The organism is Allorhizobium paknamense, from assembly GCF_030815125.1.
Classification (GTDB): domain Bacteria; phylum Pseudomonadota; class Alphaproteobacteria; order Rhizobiales; family Rhizobiaceae; genus Allorhizobium; species Allorhizobium paknamense.
Window position 1 is genome coordinate 54732 of sequence record NZ_JAUSWH010000018.1, and the last position, 24795, is coordinate 79526.

Genomic DNA, 24795 nt, shown 5'->3' on the forward strand with positions numbered 1-24795 from the left:
GCGCAGATCCGGCGAACGCTTAAGGCCGGAGAGCGCCAGAGACATGTTTAAAAGTCGGTTCACGCGCTCTTGGCGCTGCGCCGCTGCCTGAGCAGCTCGTCGCGCAGGCTAGCCTTGGTCTTCTGGCGGCTGGGGGGCGGCGGCAATGCGCCGCGATCGAGCTTGCGGTTCGGCGTCAGCGGCAGGGCGGCCAAAACCACGATATGGCTCGGCACCAGATGGGCGGGCAGGGTGCGGGCCAGATGGCCGCGAAGGCCGCGCTCATCCAGCGTGCCCGATGTGGTGACGACATAGGCGGCCAGGCATTCATCGCCATCGGCGCCGTCCGGGTCCGGTTTCACGGCAACGGCGCTGGCGCTCACACCTTCGAAGGCATCGAGCGCGGCTTCGATTTCACCCGGTTCGATGCGGAAGCCGCGCAGCGACAATTGCGTGTCGGCCCGGCCGATAAAGGCGAGCCCATCGGCAAATTGCCGCACGAGATCGCCGGTGCGATAGAGACGCTCCCCATTGCCTTTCGGGTCGGCCACGAAGCGCACGGCATTCAGGCCGGGGCGGCCGAGATAGCCGCGCGAAACCTGCGGTCCGCCGACGTAAAGTTCGCCAACCACCCCTTCCGGAACCGGTTGCAGACCGGCATCCAGCACCTGCCAGCGAAAACCGCTGACAGGCAGGCCGATCGGGCTTTCCATCACGCCTTCGCAGGCGTCCGGCTCAATCTCGATGGCGGTGACGTGCACGGTGGTTTCGGTAATGCCATACATGTTGACCATACGGGCCGCCCGTCCCCGGCGCTTGAACCAGTCCTGAAGCCGTGCCGGATCCAGAGCCTCGCCGCCGAAGATGACCAGCCGCAGGGCATCGAGTGCGCGCGCGCGCCGCGCGTCGGCCCGGTCGAGCGAGGCAAAGGAGGACGGCGTCTGGTTCAGCACCGTGACCTTTTCCTTTTCCAGCAAATCCAGGAAATCCTCTGCCGACCACGTTGCTTCCGCCGGAACGACGACGGTTTTGCCGCCAGTCAGCAGCGGTGCCCAGATTTCCCACACGGAGAAATCGAAGGCATAGGAGTGGAAGACCGTCCAGACATCGCCATGGTTGAGGTCGAAGCGCGCCTGCGTCGCCTCCAGAAGGGCAAGGAAATTGCCATGGGTGACCATCACGCCCTTCGGCAGGCCGGTGGAACCGGACGTGTAGATGACATAGGCCGGATGGCCTGCCTCGGCCCGCTTGCCGATGGCCGCTGCATCCTCTTCATTGCCCTGTGCCGCGCTGATCGGAATTTGCTCGACATCCGGATCGAGCGGGTCGAGGCCCGGCGCGGTGATGATGGCAAGCGGCCGCGCATCCTTGACAAGATAGGCAAGCCGGGCCGCCGGATAGGCCGGATCGAGCGGCAGATAGGCCGCGCCCGACTTCATGACCGCCAGCAGCGCGACAACCAGATCGATGCAGCGTGTCATGGAAACGCCGACGATGCGCTCTGGACCGGCCCCTCTTGCAATCAACTGCCGGGCGAGGCGGTTGGAGCGTTTGTCCAGCTCGCCATAGGTCAGTGTCTCGTCCTTGAAACTGACGGCAATCGCCTCGGGGTGAAGGCGGGCGCGGTCAGTAAAAATCTCGGCAATCGTGCTCATGCGCATCTCCTGGCGGAATGGGGCAAGGGTGGTGCAGCAAGAGCCTTTCAGCTTTCCCTGGAAATGCTCTCGTCCGCTATCACGGCTTCCCAAATGACGGCACGGGAATGCCGTCACGAAGCGGGCCTTAGCCCTCCCGTTGTGTCAGGTTTCGGTTGGTCATCGGGTTATGGTGATAAGGCTGGATCGCGGATCTGATAAAACCAAGCCTGATCCATCTGCTCCTGCATCCTTATGTTTGCCTGGGCATTCCGAATGGGCCTCCACGTTCGGATGTCATGCGCACCGACCTCCAAGGGCCTACGCAATGCTCCGCCCGTCAGGGAAATGCGAAAATGCCCCAAATATCTCAATTTATTGAGTGATTCCGCTCACGCTTAAAGCTGCGCGCGCCGAACGCTCTTAACTCCCTCAGTACACACCAACGCGCTTACGCGCGGCATGTCCCGCAAGCCGTCTGCAACTCCGGCTTGGGCGTGGTTATAACCAAACGGGACGGTCCCGTCTACTCATTCTTGAGTTTTATAATCATATTTTTGGACGGCGAACACAAGGGGTGCGTTCTGCCGTCTCGCTGGCCATCCCGTGCCCCTGCAGCGGTGCGCGCATACAGGGCGCGCACCGCTTTGGAGTGTTTCCGTTTTTTATCGGGACAATCCTCTAAACCTGCTTCAAGACAGGTGGTGCGGTTTGGTCAGCCCATAGACAGGCGTTGCAATGCCCACCTGGCGGGCTTTCAACTGCAGCGAGAGATATTGAGAATAGTGCCGCGACTGATGCAGATTGCCGCCGTGGAACCACAGCGCCTGTTGCTGCGTCGGCTTCCACATGTTGCGCTGCTCGCCTTCCCAGGGACCGGGATCCTTGGTGGTATTGGAGCCGAGCCCCCAGCACTTGCCGACCTTGTCCGCCACCTCCTTCGAAATGAGATCCGCAGCCCAGCCGTTCATGGAGCCATAGCCCGTGGCATAGACCACGAGATCGGCAGGAAGCTTCGTGCCGTCCTTCAGCGCCACGGCATCTTCTGTCAGATGGGAGACATCGACGCCGGACTTCAGCTTGATCGAGCCATCGATAACCAGATCGCAAGCGCCGACATCGATGTAATAGCCGGACCCGCGACGAAGATATTTCATGAAGAGGCCGGACCCGTCGTCACCGAAATCCAGCAGGAAGCCAGCCTTCTCAAGAGCGGCATAAAAATCGGCGTCCTGTTCGCGGATGCGGTCGTAGATCGGGATCTGGAACTCATGCATGATCCTGTAGGGCAGTGAGGCGAAGATGAGATCGGCCTTGCGTGTTGTCATGCCGCTCTGGACGGCCCGCTCGGAATAAAGATCGCCAAGCCCGATCTCCATCAGCGAGTCCGATTTCACGATATGCGTGGACGAGCGCTGAACCATGGTGACATCCGCGCCCGCCTCCCACAGCGCCGCGCAGATATCATGGGCGGAGTTGTTCGAGCCGATCACCACCACCTTTTTGCCGGCATAGGCATCCGGTCCCGGATGCTGGGAGGAATGCTGCTGTTCGCCCTTGAAAACATCCTGCCCCGGAAATTTCGGCAGGTTGGGCTTGCCGGACATGCCGGTTGCCAGAACCAGCTGCTTCGGTCTCAGCACCAGATCCTGACCGGCGCGATTGACGACCACCGACCATTCTCCGGCCGTCTCGTCATAGTGCGCCGATGTGCAGGTGGTGGAGCCCCAATAGTTGAGCTCCATGACCTTGGTGTACATTTCCAGCCAGTCTCCCACCTTGTCCTTTGGCGTAAAGACAGGCCAGTTTTCCGGGAAGGGAATATAGGGAAGGTGATCGTACCAGACGGGATCGTGCAGGCAGAGCGACTTGTAGCGCTTGCGCCAGCTATCGCCGGGCCTTTCGTTCTTCTCGATGATGATCGCGGGCACCCCAAGCTGGCGCAGACGCGCACCGAGCGCAATGCCACCCTGGCCGCCGCCGATGATGACGACATAGGGCTGAACCGAATAGCCGAGCTCTGCCGCCTCGTTTTCGCGCTTTTCCTTCCAGGTCTTGCGGTTGCGATCATGGCCATGCTCTGCCCCCATCGGGCGGCGGGTGCCTTTCGGTTCCTCATGCCCCTTGAGTTCACTCATGGTGGTCAGCAATGTCCAGATCAAGCCGTCCTTCAGGCGGATATGGCCATAGCCGCGGGCAACGCCGGTTTCGAATTCGAACCAGCCTTCCGTCACGCCGCCCGCCTCCGATGCAGCCTCCTTCGTATCCTGCAGGAAATTGGCGGGAGCGGTCGCCGCAAGCTGGTTTGAAAGCATGTCGCGGATTTGCTCTCTGCCCTCCAGTGTCTTGAGATTCCAGGTGAATGTCACCAGATCGCGCCAGTAGCAATCGGTCTGAAACAGGTTGACGGCGGCGTCGATGTCGCCGCTCGTCAGGGCCTTTTCGAGCTTGGCCAGAACCTGATCAATTTTGGTGCCGGGGCTGATATCAAGCATGTTATCTCCTCCATACGTGCTTGGATTTTCAGGGCGAAATGTCGTTATGGGTGTCTTAAGCTTTTGTTTTCCCTTGTCTGTGGACGGAACGGCGGATTCCACTTTTCCTGGTAAACTCTATTTTGAGAGGTCAATCAGGATCTTCAGCTGTGTGCCCGCCGGGTCGAGCAGCACGTCGAACCCCTCCTTCACGGCGGTGTCCAGCGTGACGCGCTTCGTGACGATTTTCTTTGCCGGCAGCAGCCCGGAGGCGATCAGCCGGATGACGCGCGGCCAGTAATGCGTTGGATAGGCCCATGAGCCTTTGATCTCGAGGTCACGGAACGTCACCTGAAACCAGTCGAGCGGATTTTCATGCGGGTGCAATCCCGTCTGAACGACGACGCCCTGCTTGCGCACGGCATCCACACAGGCCTTCAGGGCATGTTCGTTGCCGACGCATTCAATGGCGACATCTGAGCCGACATGGCCTTCCGTGTTCGCGCGCACAACATCGCCGACGGCCTCGCGTTTCGGGTTGATGGTGATCACGTCCGGCAGGACGGTCCGGGCCAGTTCCAGTCTGGCATCGTTGAGATCGGATACGAAAAGCTGTGCGGCACCGGCGGCACGCGCGGCCAGCAAGGTCAGCATGCCGATGGGACCGGCCCCTGTCACCAGCACGCTGCTGCCGGCGCTGACACCGCCACGATCGCAGGCATAGACTGCAACCGCCGTGGGTTCGACGAGCGCGGCCTCCTCATCCGTCATCTCCGCCGGGATTTTCTGCACATTATAGTCGTTGACAAGGGCTGCTTCCGCCATGCCGCCGCCCTCCCAGCTCAGTCCGACAAGGGCGAGATCGGGGCTGAGATGGAAGAGGCCGCGATCGGAAAAGTAATCGCCGGATCGCGGCATGATCAGTGGCTGGATCGAAACGCGATCGCCCACCGCCACAGAGGTGACGCCCTCGCCGATGGCCTCGACGACGCCGCCGAACTCGTGGCCGAGAACCTGGGGGCCATGGGCGCCGGTAAAAGGATGCGGCTCGGTCGGGATGAAAATCGGGCCGTAGCTGTATTCATGAAGGTCCGTTCCGCAGATGCCGACGAAGCGATTGCGGACAAGAACCTGTCCGGGACCAGGCTGCTTCGGCTCCGCAATGGTGTCGATCCGCAAATCCCTGGCTGCGTGAAATCTCAGTGCACGCATGGTTTCTCCCTCATTGATATGGTTATGACGCCAAGGAAGGAGCAATGCGCGTGCCAGGGAGGTGTTTCGGCCTGCCCCACTGGAAGGATGAGAGTGTTTCCAGGAAAAGGCAGAACCGCCTTGCCGCCCAAAAACGTGTAAAAACAAAAACCTGGAGCGTTTCGGTGCGCTCGGAAAACACCGAAACATTCCAGGTTTGCTGTCTTGAATCCGGTCTCAGCTGTGGCGGGTGTGGCGCAACAGCTGTGGCGGTTGCCTTAATGGGAACGGTCTATGCCGAGCCGTTTCATGCGGCGATGCATGGTGGTGCGATCGATGCCAAGCCTGCGGGCAGCTTCCGAGACATTGCCCTTGCAGGCAGCCAGCATGTCGGTGATCCCGTTTTCCCGCCGATCCCCGCTCAGCGCCATGGGCGTTTGGGTGAGATGGTCCGGAAGGTCTGCCACGTCGATCAGCCCGTTTTCGCAAAGGGCCGCGGCAAAGGCGATGGCATTGTCCAGTTCGCGGATATTGCCGGGCCAGGAAGAAGCGAGGAGCCGGGCTCTGGCCGCCTCTGACAGCCGGAGCGCATGTCCCGCTATTTCATGCTTTGCGAGAAGCCGGTCGATAAGCCACGACAGGTCGTTGCGCTCCGCAAGCGACGGCAGGGTCAGCACCGCGGTATTCAGCCGGTAGTAGAGATCGGCGCGAAACATGCCGGCAGCAACCATATCGGCCAGGCTGCGATGCGAAGCGGAAACGATACGGAAATCCACTTTTCGCGGCACGATGCCGCCGACGGGCTGAACCTCGCCCTCTGCCAGCACCCTGAGCAACCGGCTTTGCGCGGCAAAAGGCATGTCGCCGATTTCGTCGAGAAAAAGCGTTCCTCCCTGCGCTTCCTCCACCAGGCCTTTCCGCCCCTTGGCAAGAGCGCCGGTAAAGGCGCCGGGCGCATAGCCGAACAATTCGCTCTCGATCAGCTGTTCGGGGATGGCGGCGCAATTGACCGCCACGAACTGTCCCGAGACCCCGCTAAGGCTGTGAATGATGCGGGCCAGATATTCCTTGCCCGTGCCGGTCTCTCCCTGCAGCAGGATCGGCAATCTGCTGGGCGCGAGCTTTGCCACCCTGCGCTTGAGGTTGTCGATGACCGGCACGTCACCGCCGAGCGTGCCGAGCGCCGGAAGCGGCGAGGCGGTGCGGGGCTGGCGCACGCCAACCCTTTTCTGCTGCGGCTCTATGGCGTGGGCAAAGAGGATCGATCCGTCCCGCACGGAAATCTGCCGGTCCTGGGGCAGGCTGGCGCGGGTCAGGGATGCCAGTTCGGTCAATCCTGCGTCAAAAAACGCAGTGACCGGCTTACCGATCAGCAGCTCCGGCCTGCGCCAGTCCAGCCCGCGCGAGGCGGCCAGCAGCCGTGCGCCACCATGGGTCATGCCGGTGATATGGCCGGAGCCGTCCACGGAAATTGCCGCCTCCGGATCGACATCCAGGAATTCCGGCGCGCTGGCGAAACGCAGAACCAGATCATGCCTGCTGCTGGCCATGAGGTTGGCAAGCTCGATGCGCCGCACCGTGGCGGAAACCAGATGCCGTGCCATGTTCTGGCTGGCCTTCAGGATCGGCGAACTGAGCAGGGACACATCCAGAACCGCCGTCAATGCTCCCTGTGTGTCGTAAATCGGCGCGGCGGTGCAGGAAAGCGGGGTATGGGTGATGTCGAAGTGATCGGTCTGATGAATGGTCAGCGCTTCGCCGGTGGCAATGCAGGCCCCCACGGCGCAGGTGCCGGCGCGAGGCTCGGACCATTCGGAGCCGAGATAGAGACCGGCCTTGCGCAGATTGTTGTTGAAGGACGGATCCCCGAGAAATTCCACGGTGACGCCCTGCCGATCCGAAAGCAGCAGGACATAATTCTGTTCCGCCACCTGCCGGTAGAGCTTCTCCAGACCGGAGCGGGCGATGTGAACCAGATCTTCCGCCTGCTGGCGGTGTTCGCGCAACCGGGTTTCCGAGACGATCACCGCTTCCCGCGCTTGCGCCGGATCGAGTTGATAGGTTTCCAGGCATCGCCGCCAGGATTCCACGACAATGGTGTCGCGTCCCGTATTGCTGCCCAGGCCGACACGCTCGATTTCCTCGATATGATCGACAAGACCCATGAAATCACCGGCTTTTGAGGGCCGCCTCCCGTGATCCTCCAGGAGATGATAGCCGCAATTGCCGTGCGTGTCCAAAACCTGTCGGGGCCGTGCCTGTTTCTGGAGCAGATCGAGGAAAAGGGGGAACCGGTCTTTTGGAAACACTTTTGTCAGAAAGAACGCTGCCGTCGCTCTCGCCTGCGATGCGACGGCAGGATGGGTCACTGGTGATTGATCATCACATGCCGGACCACGGTATAGTCTTCGAGCGCATAAGCCGAGAGATCCTTGCCATAGCCCGATTGCTTCAGCCCGCCATGCGGCATTTCATTGGCCAGCATGAAATGTGTGTTGATCCAGGTGCAGCCATAGCGCAGGCTGGCGGCCGCCTTCATTGCTTTGCCGATATCCTTGGTCCAGACCGAGGAAGCGAGCCCGTAATCGGAGTTGTTCGCCCAGCCGATAATGTCGTCGTCATCACCGAACCGGGTGACGGAAACGACGGGGCCGAACACTTCGCGGCGGACAATTTCATCCTCTTGCAGGGCACCGGCGACAACGGTCGGCTGATAGTAGAAGCCGGGGCTCTCCGGCAGCGCGCCGCCGGTGGTGATTTCGACGTGGCGGGCATCGTTGGCGCGCTGGACGAAGCTTGCGACCCGGTCGCGCTGGCGCTGGGAAATCAGCGGCCCGATTTCGTTCAGGCTGTCATCGGCCTCGCCGAAGCGGATGGAGGAGACTGCCGACGACAGATCGGCGACGAAACGGTCGTAAATGCTGGCATGGGCATAGATGCGGCTTGCCGCCGTGCAATCCTGTCCGGCATTGTAAAAGCCGAAAGTGCGGATGCCGTTGATCGCCGCCTCCAGATCGGCATCGCCATAGACGATGACCGGGGCCTTGCCGCCCAGTTCCAGATGCGTGCGTTTGACAGTCTTCGAGGCCGCCTGCAAGACTTTCTTGCCGGTGGCAATGTCCCCGGTGATCGAGACCATGTCGATATCGGGATGGTTGATCAGGGCATTGCCGACGCTTTCGCCGCGTCCGAGAATGATGTTGACCACACCTTCCGGCAGGATCTCCGCCAGAAGCCCCGCCATCTTCAGGGCGGTGAGCGGGGTCTGTTCCGAGGGTTTGAAGACGACGGTGTTGCCGCCGGCAAGGGCGGGCGCCAGTTTCCAGGCCATCATCATCAGCGGATAGTTCCACGGTGCTATCGAACCGATCACGCCTACGGCGTCGCGGCGGATCATCGATGTGAAGCCCGGCAGATATTCGCCGGCAATCGAGCCATGCTGGCTGCGGACCGCGGCGGCAAAGAAGCGGTAGCAATCGACAATCGCCGGCAATTCATCATTCAGCACGGCATTGATCGGCTTGCCGCAATTCAGCGCTTCAAGGGTTGCAAAGGCTGGCGCATCCGCCTCGATGGCATCGGCGATCTTTAGAAGGTAGCCGGAGCGTTCGCCCGGTGTCGTGGCCGACCAGCCGGAAAAGGCCCGGCGTGCGGCGGAAACCGCGGCCTCGATCTGTCCGGTCGAGGCTTCCGGCAGGTTGAGAATGAGTTCGCCCGTCCGTGGATTGAGGATCCGCTCTTCCTGGTCCTCACCGGCCATCATCGCGCCGGCGATGAGCATTTGCGTTTGCATGACGTTCCACCTTTCTTTTTGGGCATGTCCAGGACAAACGCAGTTGCCGTTTCCCCTTGGATATGCATGAAAACAAGATCCCCGAATGCCGTTCACTTGCCGCTGCCAGCCGTCTCGTCGCCACCCGCCGTCCAGTAATAGGCCGCGAGGATGGGGAAAAGTGTCACCAGCACGACAATCATCGCCACCACATTTGTCACCGGCCGTTCACGCGGGCGGATCAGTTGCTCCAGCATCCAGATCGGCAGGGTCTGTTGCTGTCCTGCCGTGAAGGTGGTGACAATGACTTCATCGAAGGACAGGGCGAAGGCCAGCATGCCGCCTGCCAGCAGGGCCGTTGCGATATTCGGCAGCACCACATGGCGAAAAGTCTGGAAACCATCCGCGCCAAGATCGTAGGAGGCCTCCACCAGTGAGGAGGAAAGCCTGCGAAACCGGGCCACGGCATTGTTATAGACGACGACGATGCAGAAGGTGGCGTGGCCGAGAATGATCGTCCAGAAGGAAAACGGGATTTCCAGAAGGCCGAAGGCCGAGCGCAAGGCAATGCCGGTGACGATGCCGGGCAGGGCAATCGGCAGAATGACCAGAAGGGTGATGCCATCGCGCCCGAAGAAGCGCGAGCGGGAGAGAGCCGCCGCGCAGAGCGTGCCGATAATGAGGGCGAGCAGCGTGGCGATGGCCGCGACCTTGAGCGAAAGGCCAAGAGCCGCCCAGACATCCGGCCTTTGCCATGCTGCGGCCAGCCAGCGGGTGGTGAGGCCCGGTGGCGGCCACTGGAAACTCTTGTCCTCCGTCGTAAATGCATAGACGAAGATCAGGAGGATCGGCAGATGCAGGAAGAGGAGGCCGCCAAAGGCTGCGACTTTCAGCGGCAGCGGCGCGGATATGGTGCGATCAGAGCGCATCGAAGGCTCCCTTTTTCCCGGCAGCCCAGAGATAGACAGACATGATCAGGATGGGCACCACCGAAAAGGCGGCGGCAAGCGGTATGTTTCCGGCCGTGCCCTGCTGGGTATAGACAGCCTGCCCGATAAACAGCCGCGACGTGCCGATGATGCCGGGAATGATGTAATCGCCGAGCGTCAGCGAGAAGGTGAAGATCGAGCCTGCGGCCACGCCCGGCATGGCCAGCGGAAGCAGCACATGCCGAAAGGTTTTCGACGGGTCTGCGCCCAGATCGTAGGAGGCTTCGATAAGATTGCCCGGGACCCTTTCGAGGGCCGCCTGGATCGGCAAAATCATATAGGGCAGCCAGATATAGACGAAGACGAGGAAGGTGCCCGTGGCGCTGACGGAGAGCGAATTGCCGCCCACCACCGGCAGCGACAGCCAGGCATCGAGCACGCCGCTCACATGCAATTTTGCCGCCAGCCAGCTCAGAATGCCCTCCTTCGAAAGGATCATCTTCCACGCGTAGATCTTGACCAGATAGCTCGACCAGAGCGGCAGCATGACGCCGACATAGAAGAACGCTTTCCAGCGACCTCTGGCGTAGCGGGCGCCATAATAGGCGATGGGAAAACCAAGGAGGGCGGAGGCCAGCGTCACCGCTGCCGCCATGACCACCGTGCGGATGATGATGTCCAGATTGGAGGCGCGCAGCAGTTCCGCATAGGTCGAGAGCGTGAACTCCTGATTGATCAGACCGCTGAACTCATCAATGGAAAAGAAGCTTTGCAGCAGCAGGGCAAAGAGCGAGCCGACATAGACCACCCCCAGCCAGACGAGGGGTGGCAGCAGAAGGAGCAGCGTGAACAGCCGTGGATGCCGCCAGAAGAGGCTCGACAGTCGTGAGCCGAGGGCTTGCCTGCCAAGGGAAGGAGACGCAACCGGGCTCACACCGCGTCCTCCAGCATGTTGAGCACCTGCGGATCGAAGGAGAGCGTGACCGTGGAGCCTTGCGGCGGCAGGCTGATGGCGGCGGGCAGGTCCGCATGCAGCAGCACGTCATTCCCGACACGAACAGCAATTCGCCGCATCGCGCCGAGAAAGCTGGCGCTGGACAGGGTAGCAGCAAGCGAGAGCTTGCCGTCCTGTTCGCCCAGTGAAATCTGCTCCGGGCGCAGGCTTGCCCATCGCCGCTGCCCGTTCAACTGCTCCGTCAGCATGGGCGGCAGAAGATTGGCGGAGCCGACAAAATCGGCGACGAAGCGGGTTTTCGGTTGCCGGTAGAGATCCTCCGGCGCGCCGATCTGTACGATCTGGCCAGCATTGAACACCGCCACGCGATCCGCCATGGACAGCGCTTCGCTCTGGTCATGGGTGACGAGCACGAAGGTAATGCCAAGCTCCTTCTGCAGGGCTTTCAACTCCTCCTGCATGGCTTCCCGGAGTTTCAGGTCCAGCGCGCCAAGCGGCTCGTCCAGCAGCAGCACGCTTGGCTTGTTGACAAGCGCGCGGGCCAGCGCCACGCGCTGGCGCTGGCCGCCTGAGAGCTGCGCGGTCTTGCGGTCACCATACCCGCCAAGCTTGACCAGTTCCAGCGCCTGCATGGCCGCCCGGATGCGGGTGGGCTTGTCGACGCCCTTGACCATCAGGCCATAGGCGACATTGTCCAGAATGCTCATATGGGGGAAAAGCGCGTAATCCTGAAACACCGTATTGATCGCGCGCCGCCAGGGCGGCACGCCATCGGCACGCTGGCCGAGAATGAAGATCTCGCCTTCTGTCGGCTGTTCGAAACCGGCGGCCAGCCGCAGGCAGGTGGTCTTGCCCGATCCCGAAGGGCCGAGCATGGCGAAAAACTCCCCTTCCGCCACATCGAGATCAATCCCGGCGACGGCGCGCACCTCGCCGTAATGGCGCGAGACGGATGAAAAACGCAAGGCAGAGGCCATGGTTCGATGAACTCCCGAGAGCATGATCAGGATAGACAACAAGCGTCTGTCCGTCCTTGCATGTATAAAAACGGATGCTGCTGAAAGCCGGCTGGAAGATACCACCATGCAAAGAATTGCTCATGCCGCAGTAATACCAAGGCTCAAAGATGCTCACGCATCCTCGCCTCGAAAGGGGAATACGAACTGCCATTTTCAATGACTTTTCGTATAAGGGCTGATGCAAGGTGCAAGTGTGGTTTGCTTGAGCCGCGCAGGGGCCGGGTCTCCCGGCCCCGGAATGGTTCTATTGGCCGCCCATCACCGCGATGTAATCGCTGACCCAGCGGCTGTAAGGAATGCAGTTGCCTGCCTTGCACTTGGCAACAGGGGTTTTCCAGAAGGAGATCTTTTCGAAATTGTCGAAGCCGTTGGTTGCGCAGCCATTTTCACCCAGCAGCGCATTGCCCTTGCAGGCGGCGGGTACTGCCGGATTCGAGCCGAACCACGCCGCCACATCCCCTTGCGTCTTCGCCTCCAGCGAATGGTTCAGCCACATATAGGCGCAATTCGGGTGGGCGGCCTGCACATGCATCATCGTAGTATCGGCCCAGCCGGTTGCCCCTTCCTTGGGGAAGACAGACGCGATGGGCTGCTTGTCTGCCTGCAGCAGATTGACCTGATAGGGCCAGGAGCTTGAGGCCACGACACCTTCGTTCTTGAAGTCGTCGGTCTGCACCGTGGCATCGTGCCAATAGCGGCCTACCAGTTTGCGCTGCTCCTTCAGCAGCGCGATCGCCGCTTTATATTGTTCCTCGTTCAGCTCATAGGGGCTGTCGATCTTCAATTCGGGCTTGGCGGATTTCAGGTAAAGGGCGGCATCGGCAATATAGATCGGGCCGTCATAGGCCTGGACGCGCCCCTTGTTGGACTTGCCGTCCGGCAGGGTCATTTCCTTGAACACCACGTCCCAGCTCTCGGGCGCCTTGTCGCCAAAGGCCTTGGTATTATACATCAGCACATTCGGCCCCCACTGATAGGGAACGCCGTAATGGACGCCATCCACCGTGTGCCAGGGGGCATTTTGCAGGCGTGGATCGACGGTCGACCAGTTCTTGATCAGGCCGACATTGATCGGTTGCACCTTCTTGCCTGCCACCAGACGCAGCGAGGCATCGCCGGATGCCGTGACAAGATCGAAACCGCCCTGGTTCATCAGGGTCACCATTTCATCCGAGGTTGCTGCGGTCTTGACGCTGACCTTGCAGCCGGTTTCCTTTTCGAAACTGCTGACCCAGTCGTAATTCTTGTCGGTTTCGCCCCGCTCGATATAGCCGGCCCAGGCAACGATATCGACGCTGCCTTCGCCCGCGCCGATGGAGGTTTTCATCTCAGCCGCAAAGGCTGGCATGACAGTGCTGCATGCAAAGGCGAGTGCTGTTATCAGGCCCACGTGCTGCTTCATGTCGTTCCCCTTTTGATGAGCGCTATAATTCTTTATTTTTTCGCATGTCCGGAGGGAAAACCGGTTTCCACTTTTCCTGGAGATGCTTTGCTATCAAGGGAGGATATCGGCGATGCCGGGTTTCGCAATTTCTTTTGTCAGAACGCCGATATCGGAAAAACCGAAACCGGGGAGCATTAAAGCCCGTTGCGGCTTATCAGCCTCATGCAACGTGCTTTACGTCCTTGTTTGAACGCATGTCGTTATCGCAAAACCGCTGCACACTTTTGCGCGACATGCTAGCGTAAACGCGGAGAGCGTTGGGTCTGTGCCAGCGTGATGAAATTCCGCAAAGGCTCGGACACCATCAGGCCCCGGCGCCAGACCAACCCCACCTGAATGGCGGGCAGCGAGGCCGAGACGTCGCGCGCTTCGATCCGGTCGCCTTCCAGCGACCAGGGCCGGTAGACCATATCCGGCAGGATCGCGACACCCGCACCCGTTGCCACCAGGCTGCGCACGGCCTCCACGGAGCGGGTGCGGAAGGCCACTTTGGGGCGTGCGCCGAAGGCATCGAGAAGCTTGCGCGTCGCCTCCTCGATTTCATCCGTTGTCAGCATGATCAGCGGCAGGCCCACCACATCTTCCATGGCGATGGCCTCCCGGGTCACGAGATCATGCCCGGCGGGCAGCCAGAGGCTGAAGGGGGAAAGGTCCAGCGTTTCCGATTGCAGCGCCTGCCGGTCCCGGAGATTGTTGAGCAGCATGACGGCAACATCGATTTCGCCGCCGATCAACAGGTGTTCGAGATAGGGGCCGTCATCCTCCAGCGTACTGACTTCGATGGCGGGGAAGGCGCGGCGATAGCGCGCCAGAAGGTCCGACAGCACGTAACCGGCCACCAGCGAGGTGACGCCGAGTTGCAGCCTGCCGCCGGAGGTTTGATCGCCGGTTTCCCTGATCACCCGCCGCGCTTCCGAGACATCCGCCAGGATTTTCGTGGCATGCCGCAGGAACTGGTGCCCCTGCTGGGTGATGGCAAGGCCGCGCGGGTGCCGCTCGAACAGCACCACGCCGAGATCATGCTCCAGATCCTTCACCGCCTCGGTGATCGAGGATTGGGAGATGGACATGGCATGGGCGGCGCCCGAGACCGTTCCCTGTTCCGCGACCGCGACGAAATACTGCAATTGCCTCAACGTAAAGGCCAAGACCTAACCCCTCATCACCGCATCCATCGTCGGTGGATGGCACCCCTTGTGCCAGCGGTCCGGCGTTACATCAAGGTTCGGTACGAAGTGCGTTTGCAGTCTTCACGCAAAGACATGGGCCGCTTCTGGCTCAAAGCTCAGCCACACTTTCGAGCCTTTCGGCACGCCCGCCATGGCCGGATGGCCGAAGGGCAGCCGCACGGAGAGCGGATTTCCATCCAGCGTGCGCGTTGCCACATGGATGGTGTTGCCGAGGAAGGTGATGTCTTCCACGTTGGCTGCGATAGCCTTTTCCCGGCTTTCCGTGGAGAGCGACAGCCGCTCGGGCCGCAGCATCAGATGCGGGCTCGCCTGATTGTTCACCACTCCATGCAGCGGAATGCCCTCGATGGACAATCCACCGGGCAAGGTGATTTCGGCCCGGCCGCCCTGCTGTTTCGTCACCTGGCAGGGCAGGAAATCGCTGTCGCCGATAAATTCCGCCACGAAGCGGGTGGCCGGGTTGGCGTAAAGCTCTTCTCCCGTACCGATTTGGTCGATGACGCCCCTGGAGAAGACGGCGATGCGGTCGGAAAGGCGAAGCGCCTCCTCCTGGTCGTGGGTCACGTAGAGAATCGTCACTTCCGTCTGCTGGTGAATACGGCGGATTTCATATTGAATTTCTTCACGCAGCTTCTTGTCCAGCGCCGAAAGCGGTTCATCCATCAGCAGCACCGGCGGATCATAGGCAAGTGCGCGGGCCAGCGCCACGCGCTGCTGCTGGCCACCGGACATCTCAGCCGGTTTGCGGTCCTCGAAGCCTTCCAGCCGCACCAGCGTCAGCATCTGCCGCACCCGTTCGGTCATCGCCGCCTTCGACCAGCCGCGCACCTTCAGCGGAAAGGCGATGTTGTCACCGACAGTCAGATGCGGAAACAGCGTGTAGCGCTGGAAGACCATGCCGATATTGCGCTGATGCGATGGCGTGCCGAGAATGGATTTGCCTTTCAGCAGCATGTCGCCCTTGGTGGGCTGTTCGAAACCGGCCAGGATGTAAAGCGTCGTGCTCTTGCCCGAACCGGAGGGGCCGAGAAAGGTGAGAAACTCGCCATGCGCCACGTCCAGATTGACATCCTGAACGGCCACGACCGGGCCATATTGCTTGCGAATGCCGCGAATTTGCAGGAAGCCGGTCATGCTTTCAGTCCTTTGCGGATCAGCGCGGCTGCAATCATCAGCAGGGCTGTAACGAGAACGAGAAGGGTGGAGGCCGCCGCGATCACCGGCGTCAGATCCTGCCGGAGCGTCGCCCAGATCTTCACCGGCAGGGTTTGCAGGGTCGGGCTCGCCATGAAGATCGCCAGCACCACCTCATCCCAGGAGGTGAGGAAGGAGAAGATCGCCGCTGAAAACAGTCCATGGCTGATGCAGGGCAGGGTAATGAGCAGCTTGGCCTTCAAGGGCGAGGCCCCGCAGAGCACGGCGGCATCCTCGATGGATTTGTCGAAGCCCTCCAGCGCATTGGTGAGCGCGAGAATGGAAAAGGGCAGCGCCACCACCAGATGTGCGATGACGAAGCCTGTCAGCGTGCCGTTCAGCCCGATGCGCAGGAAAAAGGCGTAAAGCGCCACCGCCAGCACCACGACAGGCAGGATCATCGGCGTCATGAACAGGGCGCGCAGGCCATTGCGCCCGACAAAGCGGCCCCGCACCAGCCCGAAGGAGGCGCAAAGCCCGATCAGCACCGACAGCAGGGTGACGATCAGCGCGATTTTCAGGCTGGTAAAGGCCGCCTCCAGCCAGCGGGGATCGGCAAACAGCATCTGGTACCATTTCAGCGTCCAGGCAGGGGGCGGAAAGATCAGCCATTGCGAGGAGCCGAAGGAAAGCGCTGCGATAAACAGGATGGGCAGAAGCAGGAAAGCAGCGGTGAGGAAGGTGATGGCGAGCAACACCCATTTCCAGCTTCCAAGACTTTGATAGCTCAACAGCATGTCAGCGGCCTCCCTGGCCGGCAGTGCCGAACCACTTGAGTTGCAGGGCATAGAGGCTGAGCGTCACCACCAGCAGCACCAGGGCTGCTGCACCGCCCATGCCCCAGTTGACCAGCGATTGCACGAATTGCGCGATCAGTTCCGCCAGCATCATATTGGCCGTGCCACCCAGGAGCGAGGGTGTGACGAAATAGCCGAGCGACATGACGAAGACCATCAGCCCGCCGGACATCATGCCCGGCATTGCCAGCGGCAGCAGCACATGGATGAGGGATTGAAAGCGCGTGGCGCCACACAGCGCCGCCGCCTGCAGAATGGCCGGATCGATCTTGCGGATGACGCCGTAAAGCGGAATGATGATAAAGGGCAGCATGATATAGGTCATGCCGATGGTGACACCGACGAGATTGTTGACCATGGTCAGCGGCTGGTCGATCAGCCCGAGCCCCATCAGCGTCTTGTTGATGACGCCGGTGCGCTGCAACAGCACCATCCAGGCATAGGTACGGGCGAGCAGGTTGGTCCACATCGACAAAAGCACGATGGCGAAGATGAATTTCGCCAGCCGCTCCGGCATGATCGCCAGCGCCCAGGCCACGGGAAAGCCGATGATCAGCGAAATCACCGTGACGAGGCCGGAGACCAGAAAGGTATTGGTGAAGATCCTGAGATAGGTGCTGCTGCCCAGAAGCTCCGCATAATTGCCAAGTCCCAACGCCGGCTCGGTGACGCTGCGCGTCAGAAGCGCCGCCACCGGCAGGACGAAGAAGATCAGGATCAACACGAGCGCGGGAAGCGTCGCGGAAAAATTTCCCGTGATCGAAGCGGGCCTTGCAGGCTTTTCAGCCTGAGATGCCACTTCGCCGTAATTTGCCATGACCGACACCCTGGCTATCCTTCTGTCAAAATGGCCGGGTAGGGGGCTACCCGGCGAGCACGATGCTTATTTCGACTGCCAGGCATACCAGCGATCGGCGATTTCATCGCGGTGGCTGGCCCAATAGCCCATATCGGCATTGATCTGCGAGCCAGTCTGCTTGTCCGGCAGGGTCTTGGCAATGGCGGCATCCATCAGCGCCGGAGACTTGGTGTTGATCGGCGCATAGCCGGTGCCGGCAGCCATTTCGGCCTGGGCTTCCGGTGAGGTCGCAAAGGCGATGAACTTCATCGCGGCCTCCTTGTTCTTCGTGCCCTTCGGCACGACGAGCGCATCGGCGGCGGTGATGTTCTGGTCCCAGGAGGTTTCAACCGTAACGCCGGTGGCGGCCAGCGCCGTCAGGCGGCCATTCCAGAACGAGCCGAAGGGCGCTTCGGCAGACGCCAGCAATTGCTGCGACTGCGCGCCGCCCGACCACCAGACGATGTCCGCCTTGATCGTGTCGAGCTTCTTGAAGGCGCGGTCGAGATCGAGCGGGTAGAGCTTGTCCGGCTTCACGCCATCGGCCAAAAGGGCGGCCTCGATCACGCCCGGCGCCGACCATTTATAGAAGGTGCGCTTGCCGGGGAATTTTTTGGTGTCGAACAGGTCTGCCCAGGTTTTCGGGCAGGCTTTCACCGCATCCTTGTTGCAGCCGATGACGAAGGAATAATAGAAGCTGCCGACCGAGTAATCGGTGACGAAGCGCGGATCGAGCGACGCCTTGTCGATCACGCTGAAATCAAGCTTCTCCAGCAAGCCCTTCTGACCGGCCTGGATGGCATAATCGCCTTCCACGTCCACGACATCCCAGGTCACGCCCTTGGCCTCCACCATGGCTTTCAGCTTGCCGTAATCGGTTGGACCGTCCTGAAGGACGTTGATCTTTTCCTTGGCGGTGAACTTGTCCGCCCAGGCGGATTTCTGCACGTCCTGTGTGGTGCCGCCCCAACTGGTAAACACCATGTCGGCGGCGTGAAGCTGGCCTGTCAGTCCTGCAAGGACGGTCAGCGATGCGATTGCAGTGGTAATCTTCATTGTTCCCAGTTCCTTCTTGTTGGCTTCATGCTGCCGATCCCGGTGCTTCTTCGAGCCCTTTGACGGTCGGCCATGGCGGGGTCCTTCCCGCCGTAGTCCTGCTCAGCGCATCACAAACGGGTCCGGGAAGGGATCGTCCGATGTCTTGAGCCAAACGGTTTTTGTGCGCGTATAATCCATGACAGCCGCCATGCCGCCTTCGCGCCCGTGGCCGGAAAGGCCAAAGCCGCCAAAGGGCGCAATCGGCGAGACGGCGCGGTAGGTATTGATCCACACCACGCCCGCCCGGATTGCCTTCACCATGCGATGGGCGCGGCCTAGATTTTGCGTGAAGACGCCGGAGGCCAGGCCATAGCGCGTCTCATTGGCCAGCTGTACCGCCTCGTCTTCCGTGCGGAAGGAACGGACGGAGAGGACAGGACCAAAAAATTCCTGTTCCATCGAGGGTGAATTCACGCCGTCGCAATCGAGAATGGTGGGCGGATAGTAATTGCCGTCTCCTTCCGGTCGCACCCCGCCGGTGACGAGCCGCGCGCCAGCCGCGACAGACGCCTGGACCAGCCGATCCACATGGTCCTGCTGCCGCCTTGTGGCGAGCGGCCCGACTTCGGTGGCCATGTCGAGCGGCGAACCGATGCGAATGGCCTCTGCCTTTTCCGTGAGGCGCGCGAGAAACATGTCCTTGACGGAGGCTTCGACGATCAGGCGCGAACCGGCGACACAGCTCTGGCCGGTGGCGGCAAAAATGCCTGCCACCTGCGCATTCGCGGCACTTTCCAGATTGGCATCGGCAAAGACCACGAAGGGAGATTTGCCCCCCAGTTCCAGCGAGGTGGAGGCGAGGTTTTCCGCCGAATTACGCACCACATGCCGGGCGGCCTCCGGTCCGCCGGTAAAGGCCACATGCGCCACCTTGGGATGGCGGGTGAGGGCCGCACCGCAGGCGGGGCCGAAGCCGGTGATGATATTGACGACACCGGGCGGAAACCCTGCCTCGTGCACGAGTTTCGCAAATTCCAGAAGCGGTGCAGGGCCGTCTTCAGACGCCTTCAACACCAGCGTGCAGCCAGCGGCCAGTGCCGGGCCGATCTTGACGGCAGAGAGGAAAAGCTGGCTGTTCCACGGCACGACCATGGCCACCACGCCGACCGGCTCGCGCCTCAGCCACACCTCCATGTCCGGCTTGTCGATCGGGAGCACCGAGCCTTCGATCTTGTCGGCAAGCCCCGCATAATAGCGATAGTAATTCGCCACATAGGCGATCTGCGAGGAGGTTTCGCGGATGATCTTGCCGGTGTCGCGGGTTTCAAGTTCTGCCAGTTCGGCGGCCTTGGCTGCCACCAGATCCGCCAGTTTGGAGAGCAGCTGCCCACGTTGCGTGGCGGTCATCTTCGCCCAGGGGCCGTCATGAAGGGCGCGTTCCGCGGCATTGACGGCGCGGTCCACCTCGTCTTCCCGGGCTTCCGGCATCAGCGCCCAGGGCTTGCCGGTGGCCGGATCGAGGCTTTCGAAGCGGGCGGACCCGTCCTGGAAAACGCCGTCGATATAGAGCTGGAAAGAGCGCATGACCTCACTCCGCAAAGGCTGGCATGACATCGCGGATGAAGCGTTCCAGAGACGCTTTCTTGCGCTCGAAACTCATGCCGCTATCCACCCAGAAGGAATATTCGTCATAGCCCAGCGCTTCGAAACGTTTAAGCCGCTGGATGACGGTGTCGGCGGTGCCCACGGGCAGATTGGTCTGCATGACCTCGGCTGAGAGGTTGGCATTGGCGGCGATGTCTTCCTCGCTCAGCCGCTCGATCAGTCCCTGCTGAATAGGACGCTCATTCTTGAACCAGGCGAAGAAGTAATTGTAGTAGACGCTGAGTTCGTGGGCCGCTTGCGCCACATCCTCCGCGTCCGAACCGACATAGGCGTGCTGCAGCAGCATGATTTTCGGACGCGCCACATTGGGGGCCTTTTCGCAGGCGGCGTTGAAGCGGCCCATCAGGGCTTCGATTTCGCTATCGCCATTCCAGAGCGGCGTCACCTGTACATTGCAGCCATTGGCCACGGCGAATTCATGGGAATTGGGATCACGCGCCGCAACCCAGATCGGCACGGGAGATTGAAGCGGCTTCGGTGCCGAAGTGGTGGAGGGGAAGGACCAGAATTCCCCCTGATGCGCATAGTCGCCCGCCCAGATGCCCTTGACGGCGGGGATCAGCTCGCGCATGCGCTGGCCTGCCCCCCAGGCGTCGAGACCGGGCAGAATGCGTTCATATTCGAAGGAATAGGCGCCGCGTGCAATGCCGAGATCCAGCCGCCCGCCGGTGATGATATCGGTCATGGCCGCTTCACCGGCCAGCTTGATCGGGTGCCAGAAGGGCGCGATCACCGTGCCGGTGCCGAGCCGCACAGTCTTCGTGCGATTGGCAAGATCGGCAATGGACACGAAGGGATTGGGGGCAATGGTGAAATCCATGCCGTGATGCTCGCCGGTCCAGATGGCATGCATGCCGCCCCGGTCGGCAATCTCGCAGAGCTGGATGAATTCCTCATAGAGGCTTTGGTGTGTCTGGCTGGCATCCAGCCTTTCCATGTGAACGAAAAGGGAGAACTTCATGGCTCATGCCTTCCTGGCAATCGGGTGGACGCGGCCGGCCTTTTCTCCGCCCACATAGAGCGAGAAATTGCCGAGCGGATGTTCATTGGCAAAACGGGTGAGAATGTCGCGCGTCGGCGCGCCATCGATGTTGTCCAGGGCCGGGAGCGTCTCGATCTTGACGAAGCGGCCCTTTTTCGGTGTGTCACCCTCGGCAAAGGCGCGGTAAACAAGATGCTGGTGCTTGCCGTCCGCAGTTTCATAGACGGAATAGAGAAAGCCGAGCGTCACGGAAAGTCCGGTTTCGGTCTCGATGGCCTGCTTCAGCGCCTCCAGCGGTTCGCCGCCTTCAGGCGTGCAGCCGGGCAGCGCCCATTTGCCCTGGGCTTCCACCAAAAGCACATCGTCGCCGCGCTCCACCAGGGCGCTCAAGGAGAGTTCGCCTTCCGCGGCGGTGGAAACGGCCCTGGCTTCCAGCGCGGGAACGAAATAGCCGCCCCGCGCATAGCCAAGGCCGTTTCTGCCGCTATTGCCGAAGGCATGAACGCGCCCGAGAAGGATGACGTGATCGCCCGCCTCGATCACCTGTTCCATGGCGCAATCAAACCAGGCCGCGACATTGTCCAGAAGAGCGCCGCCCTGTTCGCCGGGCCGCCAGTCGACGGAGGCGAAACGGTCTTCCACCGGGCGGGCGAAGGTGTTGGATATTTCCCGCTGGTCATCCGCCAGAATGTTGACGGCAAAGCCTTTCGCCTCGGTCATCACCGCGAAATTGCGCGAGGTTTTGGCAAGGCAGATCAGAAGAAGCGGCGGATCGAGCGAGACGGAGGTGAAGGAATTGGCGGTGAAGCCGATCGGCTTGCCATCCGGGCCGGTGGCCGTAACCACGGTTACGCCTGTTGCAAAGGCGCCGAAGGCATCGCGCAGGGCGCGGGGGTCGATGGCAGCCGTCATGCTTCAGTCTCCGGCAGGTTCAGCCATTCCAGAAGCAGGCGGTTCACCTCTTCCGGGGCGGTGAGATTGACCATGTGGCGATGCGCGGCAATCACCCGTGCAAGGCCGTGGGGGGCAAGAGATGCCATGGTCTCGGCCATGGCGGCGGTGGAGTTCGGATCATCCGCGCCCGTCAGGAACAGCGCGGGACAGGGGCAGGCGGGCCAGGCATCCGCATAGGTGCTGTCCCCTTCGGCAAAGGCGGCATAGGCCGTTTCGTAGGCGTCCTTGTCCATGCGGGTCAGCCAGTCGCGGGTGAGGCGGCGGGCGATTTCACCCCCTTCATCCGTGCCGAACCAGCGGCTGACCGGGCCTTCCACATCAATGCCCTCAGTGGCGATGGACCGGGCACGGGCGAGAACGGCAGCCTTGGCCGCCTCGTCGCGGCGATAGACGCCGTTCAGCAGCGCCACGCGGCGCAGCCTTTGCGGAAAGGTTGCGGCTGCACCGCCGGCAATCAGCGCACCCATGGAATGGCCGGCCAGATTGACGCGCTCCAGCTGCATGTCATCGAGAAAGCCTGCCAGCCAGGCCACGAAATCCGGCAGCAGGCTGCCCTTGGGCAATGGGCTGCTTTGGCCATGGCCCGGCATATCCACGGCAATCACCCGATGCGAGGAGGAGAGCGCCTCGATCTGCGGTCTCCAGGCGTCGAGCCGCATGCCGACGCCGTGGATCAAAATCAAAACTTCGCCGCTGCCCCGCTCGACATAAGCGGTGCCGGAGGCGGTGTTCAGCCGCTGATACTCGTGAAGTTGAGCGGCTGGAGCGGCGGAAACATCAAGGTCTGCCATCTCCATTGTCCCGCCTCAGACGCCAGCCGGGTTTTGAACGTCCTGGCCGAGATCCTTCAGATCCTGGTAGCGGTCGCCGATGCGGTGATGCGGCCGCCCACCGACGGAGGCGCCGAGACCGATGACGATTTCATCGGCGGCGGGCGCATCGGGAATCGAGGTCTGGATGGTGAGGTAATGCGACCGGCGACCCTCGTCATTCTTGTCCATCAGCGGGATCATAATGGGCGCATTCGCCGGGCCGCGCGTATTGCAGAAGGCAAGATAGGATTTGGCGCCCACAGCCGTGCGATAGTGATTGCCGAAGCGCAGCGTGTGGATAAGGGCCGAGGCGTGCTCGATTTCACCATCAAGGCCCACGACCGCCGTCTTGCCATAGCCCTCCACCGCCTCGCCGGAGCCGACGGCATCAAGGATTATGCCGGTCAGCAATTCGCCGAGAACGGGGGCGTGGGCGTGAATTTCCGGCTTCAGGTCTTCCACGAAACCGCGACCGGCCCAGGGGTTCTTGATAACGGCGAAGGCCGAAAACAGCTTCAGCGGACGGGGCGCCTGCTTGCCGCCCTCAATCAGCGTGGTTTCGATCTGCAGCAGCGTTTTGCGGATGTGCAGGCTCATGATGGACCCCTTCCATTTTCATTATTGATATTATGGTATGCCATAATATTTCGGAGTCAATCCGCCTTTTCACCTCATCTGCATTTTCTATTTCCGAGTTTTTCGAGTGATTTTGTTCCGTATTCGGCGTCAGGCCCGGAACAGGCTTGCTTGTTATCCCGGCAGCGTCTGTTCATGCTTGGTGTGGGGCTGGCCGACGGGCGGTGGTCAAACGGATTTGAGGATGAAGTATATGCGCGGCTTTTTAACCACTATTGCCTCGCTGGCGGCGGTAGCAGCAATTCTTGGCGGTGCAAATCAGGCATTCGCGGCGGAAAAGACGGTCACTTTCGCCTATCAGGATATGATGACCCCCATTCGGGTGCTGATGGAAAGCGGCAAGCTGGAGCAGGAAACGCATACTGAGATCAAGTGGGTGAAATTCGGCGGCGGCGGCGATGTGATCCGGGCGCTGGCGTCTGGCGGCGTCGATGTGGGCGAGGCCGGGTCTTCGCCCATTGCTGCCGCTGCATCGCAGGGCCTGCCGATCAAACTCTTCTGGATTCTGGACGATATTGCCAATGCCGAACAGCTCGTTGCCCGCAATGGCAGCGGTATCAACAGCATCGCCGACCTGAAGGGCAAGACGGTGGCAACACCCTTCGTCTCCACCTCGCATTACCAGCTGATGTTCGCGCTGAAGGAAGCCGGGCTTTCGCCGCAGGATGTGAAGCTCGTCAACCTGCGCCCGCAGGAAATTGCCGCTGCCTGGGAGCGGGGAGATATCGACGCGACATTTGTCTGGGCGCCGACGCTGGATATCGCCAAGAAGACGGGCAAGGTCATTGCCAGTGCCGGTGATTTCGCTGCCAAGGGCAAAGCGACCTTTGACGGTATCGTCGTGACGGATAGCTTTGCCGCAGAGAACCGCGATTTTCTGGTGACCTTCGTCAAGCTTCTCTCCGAAGCCGATGCCGATTACCGCCGCAATGCCGCAAAATGGACGCCCGACTCTGCCGAGGTGAAGGCGGTGGCCAAGTGGACCGGCGCCAAGCCCGAGGATGTGCCGGCTGGCATCGCCGCCTATCGCTTCCTCGATCTCAACCAGCAGGCCTCGAAGGATTGGCTGGGCGGCGGTGCTGCCGGGGCGCTGAAATCCACGGCGGAATTTCTGAAGGATCAGGGCCGGGTTCAGGCGCTGGCGCCGGATTACAGCCGCTTCGTCACGGCGGATTACGTCAAGGCCGCCCTGAGCAATTAAAAGTATTTCCAGGAAAAGTGGAAGCCGATTTTCCGTCCGGAAATACGTAAAGAGAAAAAGTATTTCCAGGAAAAGTGGAAGCCGGTTTTCC

20 protein-coding genes are annotated in these 24795 nt (G+C 61.1%); 1 reads left to right on the forward strand and 19 read right to left on the reverse strand.

Annotated features, from left to right (window positions below):
- Nucleotides 1-59: 59 nt before the first annotated feature.
- The 19 genes from QO005_RS20590 to QO005_RS20680 all read right to left on the reverse strand — a co-directional run bounded on the left by QO005_RS20590 (nt 60) and on the right by QO005_RS20680 (nt 23464).
- Complete coding sequence (locus QO005_RS20590; RefSeq protein WP_307159885.1) at nt 60-1634, reverse strand: amino acid adenylation domain-containing protein; 1575 nt, start codon at nt 1632-1634, stop codon at nt 60-62.
- A 671-nt stretch (nt 1635-2305) separates the two neighbouring features.
- Entirely contained in the window at nt 2306-4108 is a 1803-nt protein-coding gene (locus QO005_RS20595; RefSeq protein ID WP_307159886.1) for an NAD(P)/FAD-dependent oxidoreductase, read from the reverse strand.
- A 117-nt stretch (nt 4109-4225) separates the two neighbouring features.
- Nucleotides 4226-5299: a 2,3-butanediol dehydrogenase gene (locus QO005_RS20600; RefSeq protein ID WP_307159887.1), complete on the reverse strand. Its 1074-nt coding sequence runs from the start codon at nt 5297-5299 to the stop codon at nt 4226-4228.
- A 257-nt stretch (nt 5300-5556) separates the two neighbouring features.
- On the reverse strand, nt 5557-7443 hold the full coding sequence (locus tag QO005_RS20605; protein ID WP_307159888.1) for a sigma-54-dependent Fis family transcriptional regulator: 1887 nt from the start codon (nt 7441-7443) through the stop codon (nt 5557-5559).
- 200 nt (nt 7444-7643) lie between these two features.
- Nucleotides 7644-9071 carry a gamma-aminobutyraldehyde dehydrogenase gene (locus QO005_RS20610; RefSeq protein WP_307159889.1) on the reverse strand — a complete coding sequence of 476 codons (1428 nt, stop codon included), beginning with the start codon at nt 9069-9071 and terminating at the stop codon, nt 7644-7646.
- A 92-nt stretch (nt 9072-9163) separates the two neighbouring features.
- Nucleotides 9164-9979: an ABC transporter permease gene (locus QO005_RS20615; protein ID WP_307159890.1), complete on the reverse strand. Its 816-nt coding sequence runs from the start codon at nt 9977-9979 to the stop codon at nt 9164-9166.
- Nucleotides 9969-10913 (reverse strand): ABC transporter permease, encoded by a 945-nt coding sequence (locus QO005_RS20620; RefSeq protein ID WP_307159891.1) that lies wholly within the window; start codon nt 10911-10913, stop codon nt 9969-9971. Before QO005_RS20620 ends, QO005_RS20615 begins: the two co-directional genes overlap by 11 nt.
- On the reverse strand, nt 10910-11911 hold the full coding sequence (locus QO005_RS20625; RefSeq protein WP_307159892.1) for an ABC transporter ATP-binding protein: 1002 nt from the start codon (nt 11909-11911) through the stop codon (nt 10910-10912). Before QO005_RS20625 ends, QO005_RS20620 begins: the two co-directional genes overlap by 4 nt.
- Nucleotides 11912-12197: 286 nt before the next feature.
- A complete protein-coding gene (locus tag QO005_RS20630; RefSeq protein WP_307159941.1) occupies nt 12198-13301 on the reverse strand; it encodes an ABC transporter substrate-binding protein in 1104 nt (367 codons plus the stop codon).
- Between the two features lie 332 nt (nt 13302-13633).
- Entirely contained in the window at nt 13634-14545 is a 912-nt protein-coding gene (locus QO005_RS20635; protein ID WP_307159893.1) for a LysR substrate-binding domain-containing protein, read from the reverse strand.
- A 102-nt stretch (nt 14546-14647) separates the two neighbouring features.
- Nucleotides 14648-15721 (reverse strand): ABC transporter ATP-binding protein, encoded by a 1074-nt coding sequence (locus QO005_RS20640; RefSeq protein WP_307159894.1) that lies wholly within the window; start codon nt 15719-15721, stop codon nt 14648-14650.
- Complete coding sequence (locus QO005_RS20645) at nt 15718-16518, reverse strand: ABC transporter permease (RefSeq protein WP_307159895.1); 801 nt, start codon at nt 16516-16518, stop codon at nt 15718-15720. Before QO005_RS20645 ends, QO005_RS20640 begins: the two co-directional genes overlap by 4 nt.
- Nucleotide 16519: 1 nt before the next feature.
- Nucleotides 16520-17377, reverse strand: a complete 858-nt coding sequence (locus tag QO005_RS20650; protein WP_370878125.1) for an ABC transporter permease — start codon at nt 17375-17377, stop codon at nt 16520-16522.
- An 84-nt stretch (nt 17378-17461) separates the two neighbouring features.
- A complete protein-coding gene (locus QO005_RS20655) occupies nt 17462-18472 on the reverse strand; it encodes an ABC transporter substrate-binding protein (RefSeq protein WP_307159897.1) in 1011 nt (336 codons plus the stop codon).
- Between the two features lie 102 nt (nt 18473-18574).
- The gene (locus QO005_RS20660; RefSeq protein ID WP_307159898.1) at nt 18575-20038 is read right to left on the reverse strand and encodes an aldehyde dehydrogenase; all 1464 of its coding nucleotides are present in this window, start codon (nt 20036-20038) and stop codon (nt 18575-18577) included.
- Nucleotides 20039-20042: 4 nt separating this feature from the next.
- Nucleotides 20043-21080, reverse strand: coding sequence for an LLM class flavin-dependent oxidoreductase (locus QO005_RS20665; protein WP_307159899.1), 1038 nt, complete (start codon nt 21078-21080; stop codon nt 20043-20045).
- A 3-nt stretch (nt 21081-21083) separates the two neighbouring features.
- Entirely contained in the window at nt 21084-22013 is a 930-nt protein-coding gene (locus QO005_RS20670) for a flavin reductase (protein WP_307159900.1), read from the reverse strand.
- Complete coding sequence (locus QO005_RS20675) at nt 22010-22852, reverse strand: alpha/beta fold hydrolase (protein WP_370878122.1); 843 nt, start codon at nt 22850-22852, stop codon at nt 22010-22012. The genes QO005_RS20670 and QO005_RS20675 overlap by 4 nt, the downstream gene beginning before the upstream one ends.
- Nucleotides 22853-22861: 9 nt before the next feature.
- Complete coding sequence (locus tag QO005_RS20680; protein ID WP_307159902.1) at nt 22862-23464, reverse strand: amino acid synthesis family protein; 603 nt, start codon at nt 23462-23464, stop codon at nt 22862-22864.
- A gap of 232 nt (nt 23465-23696) precedes the next feature.
- Here QO005_RS20680 and tauA point away from each other — a divergent pair, with 232 nt between their 5' ends.
- Nucleotides 23697-24704: a taurine ABC transporter substrate-binding protein gene (tauA, locus tag QO005_RS20685; protein WP_307159903.1), complete on the forward strand. Its 1008-nt coding sequence runs from the start codon at nt 23697-23699 to the stop codon at nt 24702-24704.
- Nucleotides 24705-24795: the final 91 nt, after the last annotated feature.

Coding starts and splice junctions, on each gene's coding strand:
- QO005_RS20590 (WP_307159885.1), bottom strand. CDS start 1,634: ATGAGCACGATTGCCGAGATTTTTACTGACCGCGCCCGCCTTCACCCC.
- QO005_RS20595 (WP_307159886.1), bottom strand. CDS start 4,108: ATGCTTGATATCAGCCCCGGCACCAAAATTGATCAGGTTCTGGCCAAG.
- QO005_RS20600 (WP_307159887.1), bottom strand. CDS start 5,299: ATGCGTGCACTGAGATTTCACGCAGCCAGGGATTTGCGGATCGACACC.
- QO005_RS20605 (WP_307159888.1), bottom strand. CDS start 7,443: ATGGGTCTTGTCGATCATATCGAGGAAATCGAGCGTGTCGGCCTGGGC.
- QO005_RS20610 (WP_307159889.1), bottom strand. CDS start 9,071: ATGCAAACGCAAATGCTCATCGCCGGCGCGATGATGGCCGGTGAGGAC.
- QO005_RS20615 (WP_307159890.1), bottom strand. CDS start 9,979: ATGCGCTCTGATCGCACCATATCCGCGCCGCTGCCGCTGAAAGTCGCA.
- QO005_RS20625 (WP_307159892.1), bottom strand. CDS start 11,911: ATGGCCTCTGCCTTGCGTTTTTCATCCGTCTCGCGCCATTACGGCGAG.
- QO005_RS20630 (WP_307159941.1), bottom strand. CDS start 13,301: ATGCCAGCCTTTGCGGCTGAGATGAAAACCTCCATCGGCGCGGGCGAA.
- QO005_RS20640 (WP_307159894.1), bottom strand. CDS start 15,721: ATGACCGGCTTCCTGCAAATTCGCGGCATTCGCAAGCAATATGGCCCG.
- QO005_RS20645 (WP_307159895.1), bottom strand. CDS start 16,518: ATGCTGTTGAGCTATCAAAGTCTTGGAAGCTGGAAATGGGTGTTGCTC.
- QO005_RS20655 (WP_307159897.1), bottom strand. CDS start 18,472: ATGAAGATTACCACTGCAATCGCATCGCTGACCGTCCTTGCAGGACTG.
- QO005_RS20660 (WP_307159898.1), bottom strand. CDS start 20,038: ATGCGCTCTTTCCAGCTCTATATCGACGGCGTTTTCCAGGACGGGTCC.
- QO005_RS20665 (WP_307159899.1), bottom strand. CDS start 21,080: ATGAAGTTCTCCCTTTTCGTTCACATGGAAAGGCTGGATGCCAGCCAG.
- QO005_RS20670 (WP_307159900.1), bottom strand. CDS start 22,013: ATGACGGCTGCCATCGACCCCCGCGCCCTGCGCGATGCCTTCGGCGCC.
- QO005_RS20675 (WP_370878122.1), bottom strand. CDS start 22,852: ATGGAGATGGCAGACCTTGATGTTTCCGCCGCTCCAGCCGCTCAACTT.
- QO005_RS20680 (WP_307159902.1), bottom strand. CDS start 23,464: ATGAGCCTGCACATCCGCAAAACGCTGCTGCAGATCGAAACCACGCTG.
- tauA (WP_307159903.1), top strand. CDS start 23,697: ATGCGCGGCTTTTTAACCACTATTGCCTCGCTGGCGGCGGTAGCAGCA.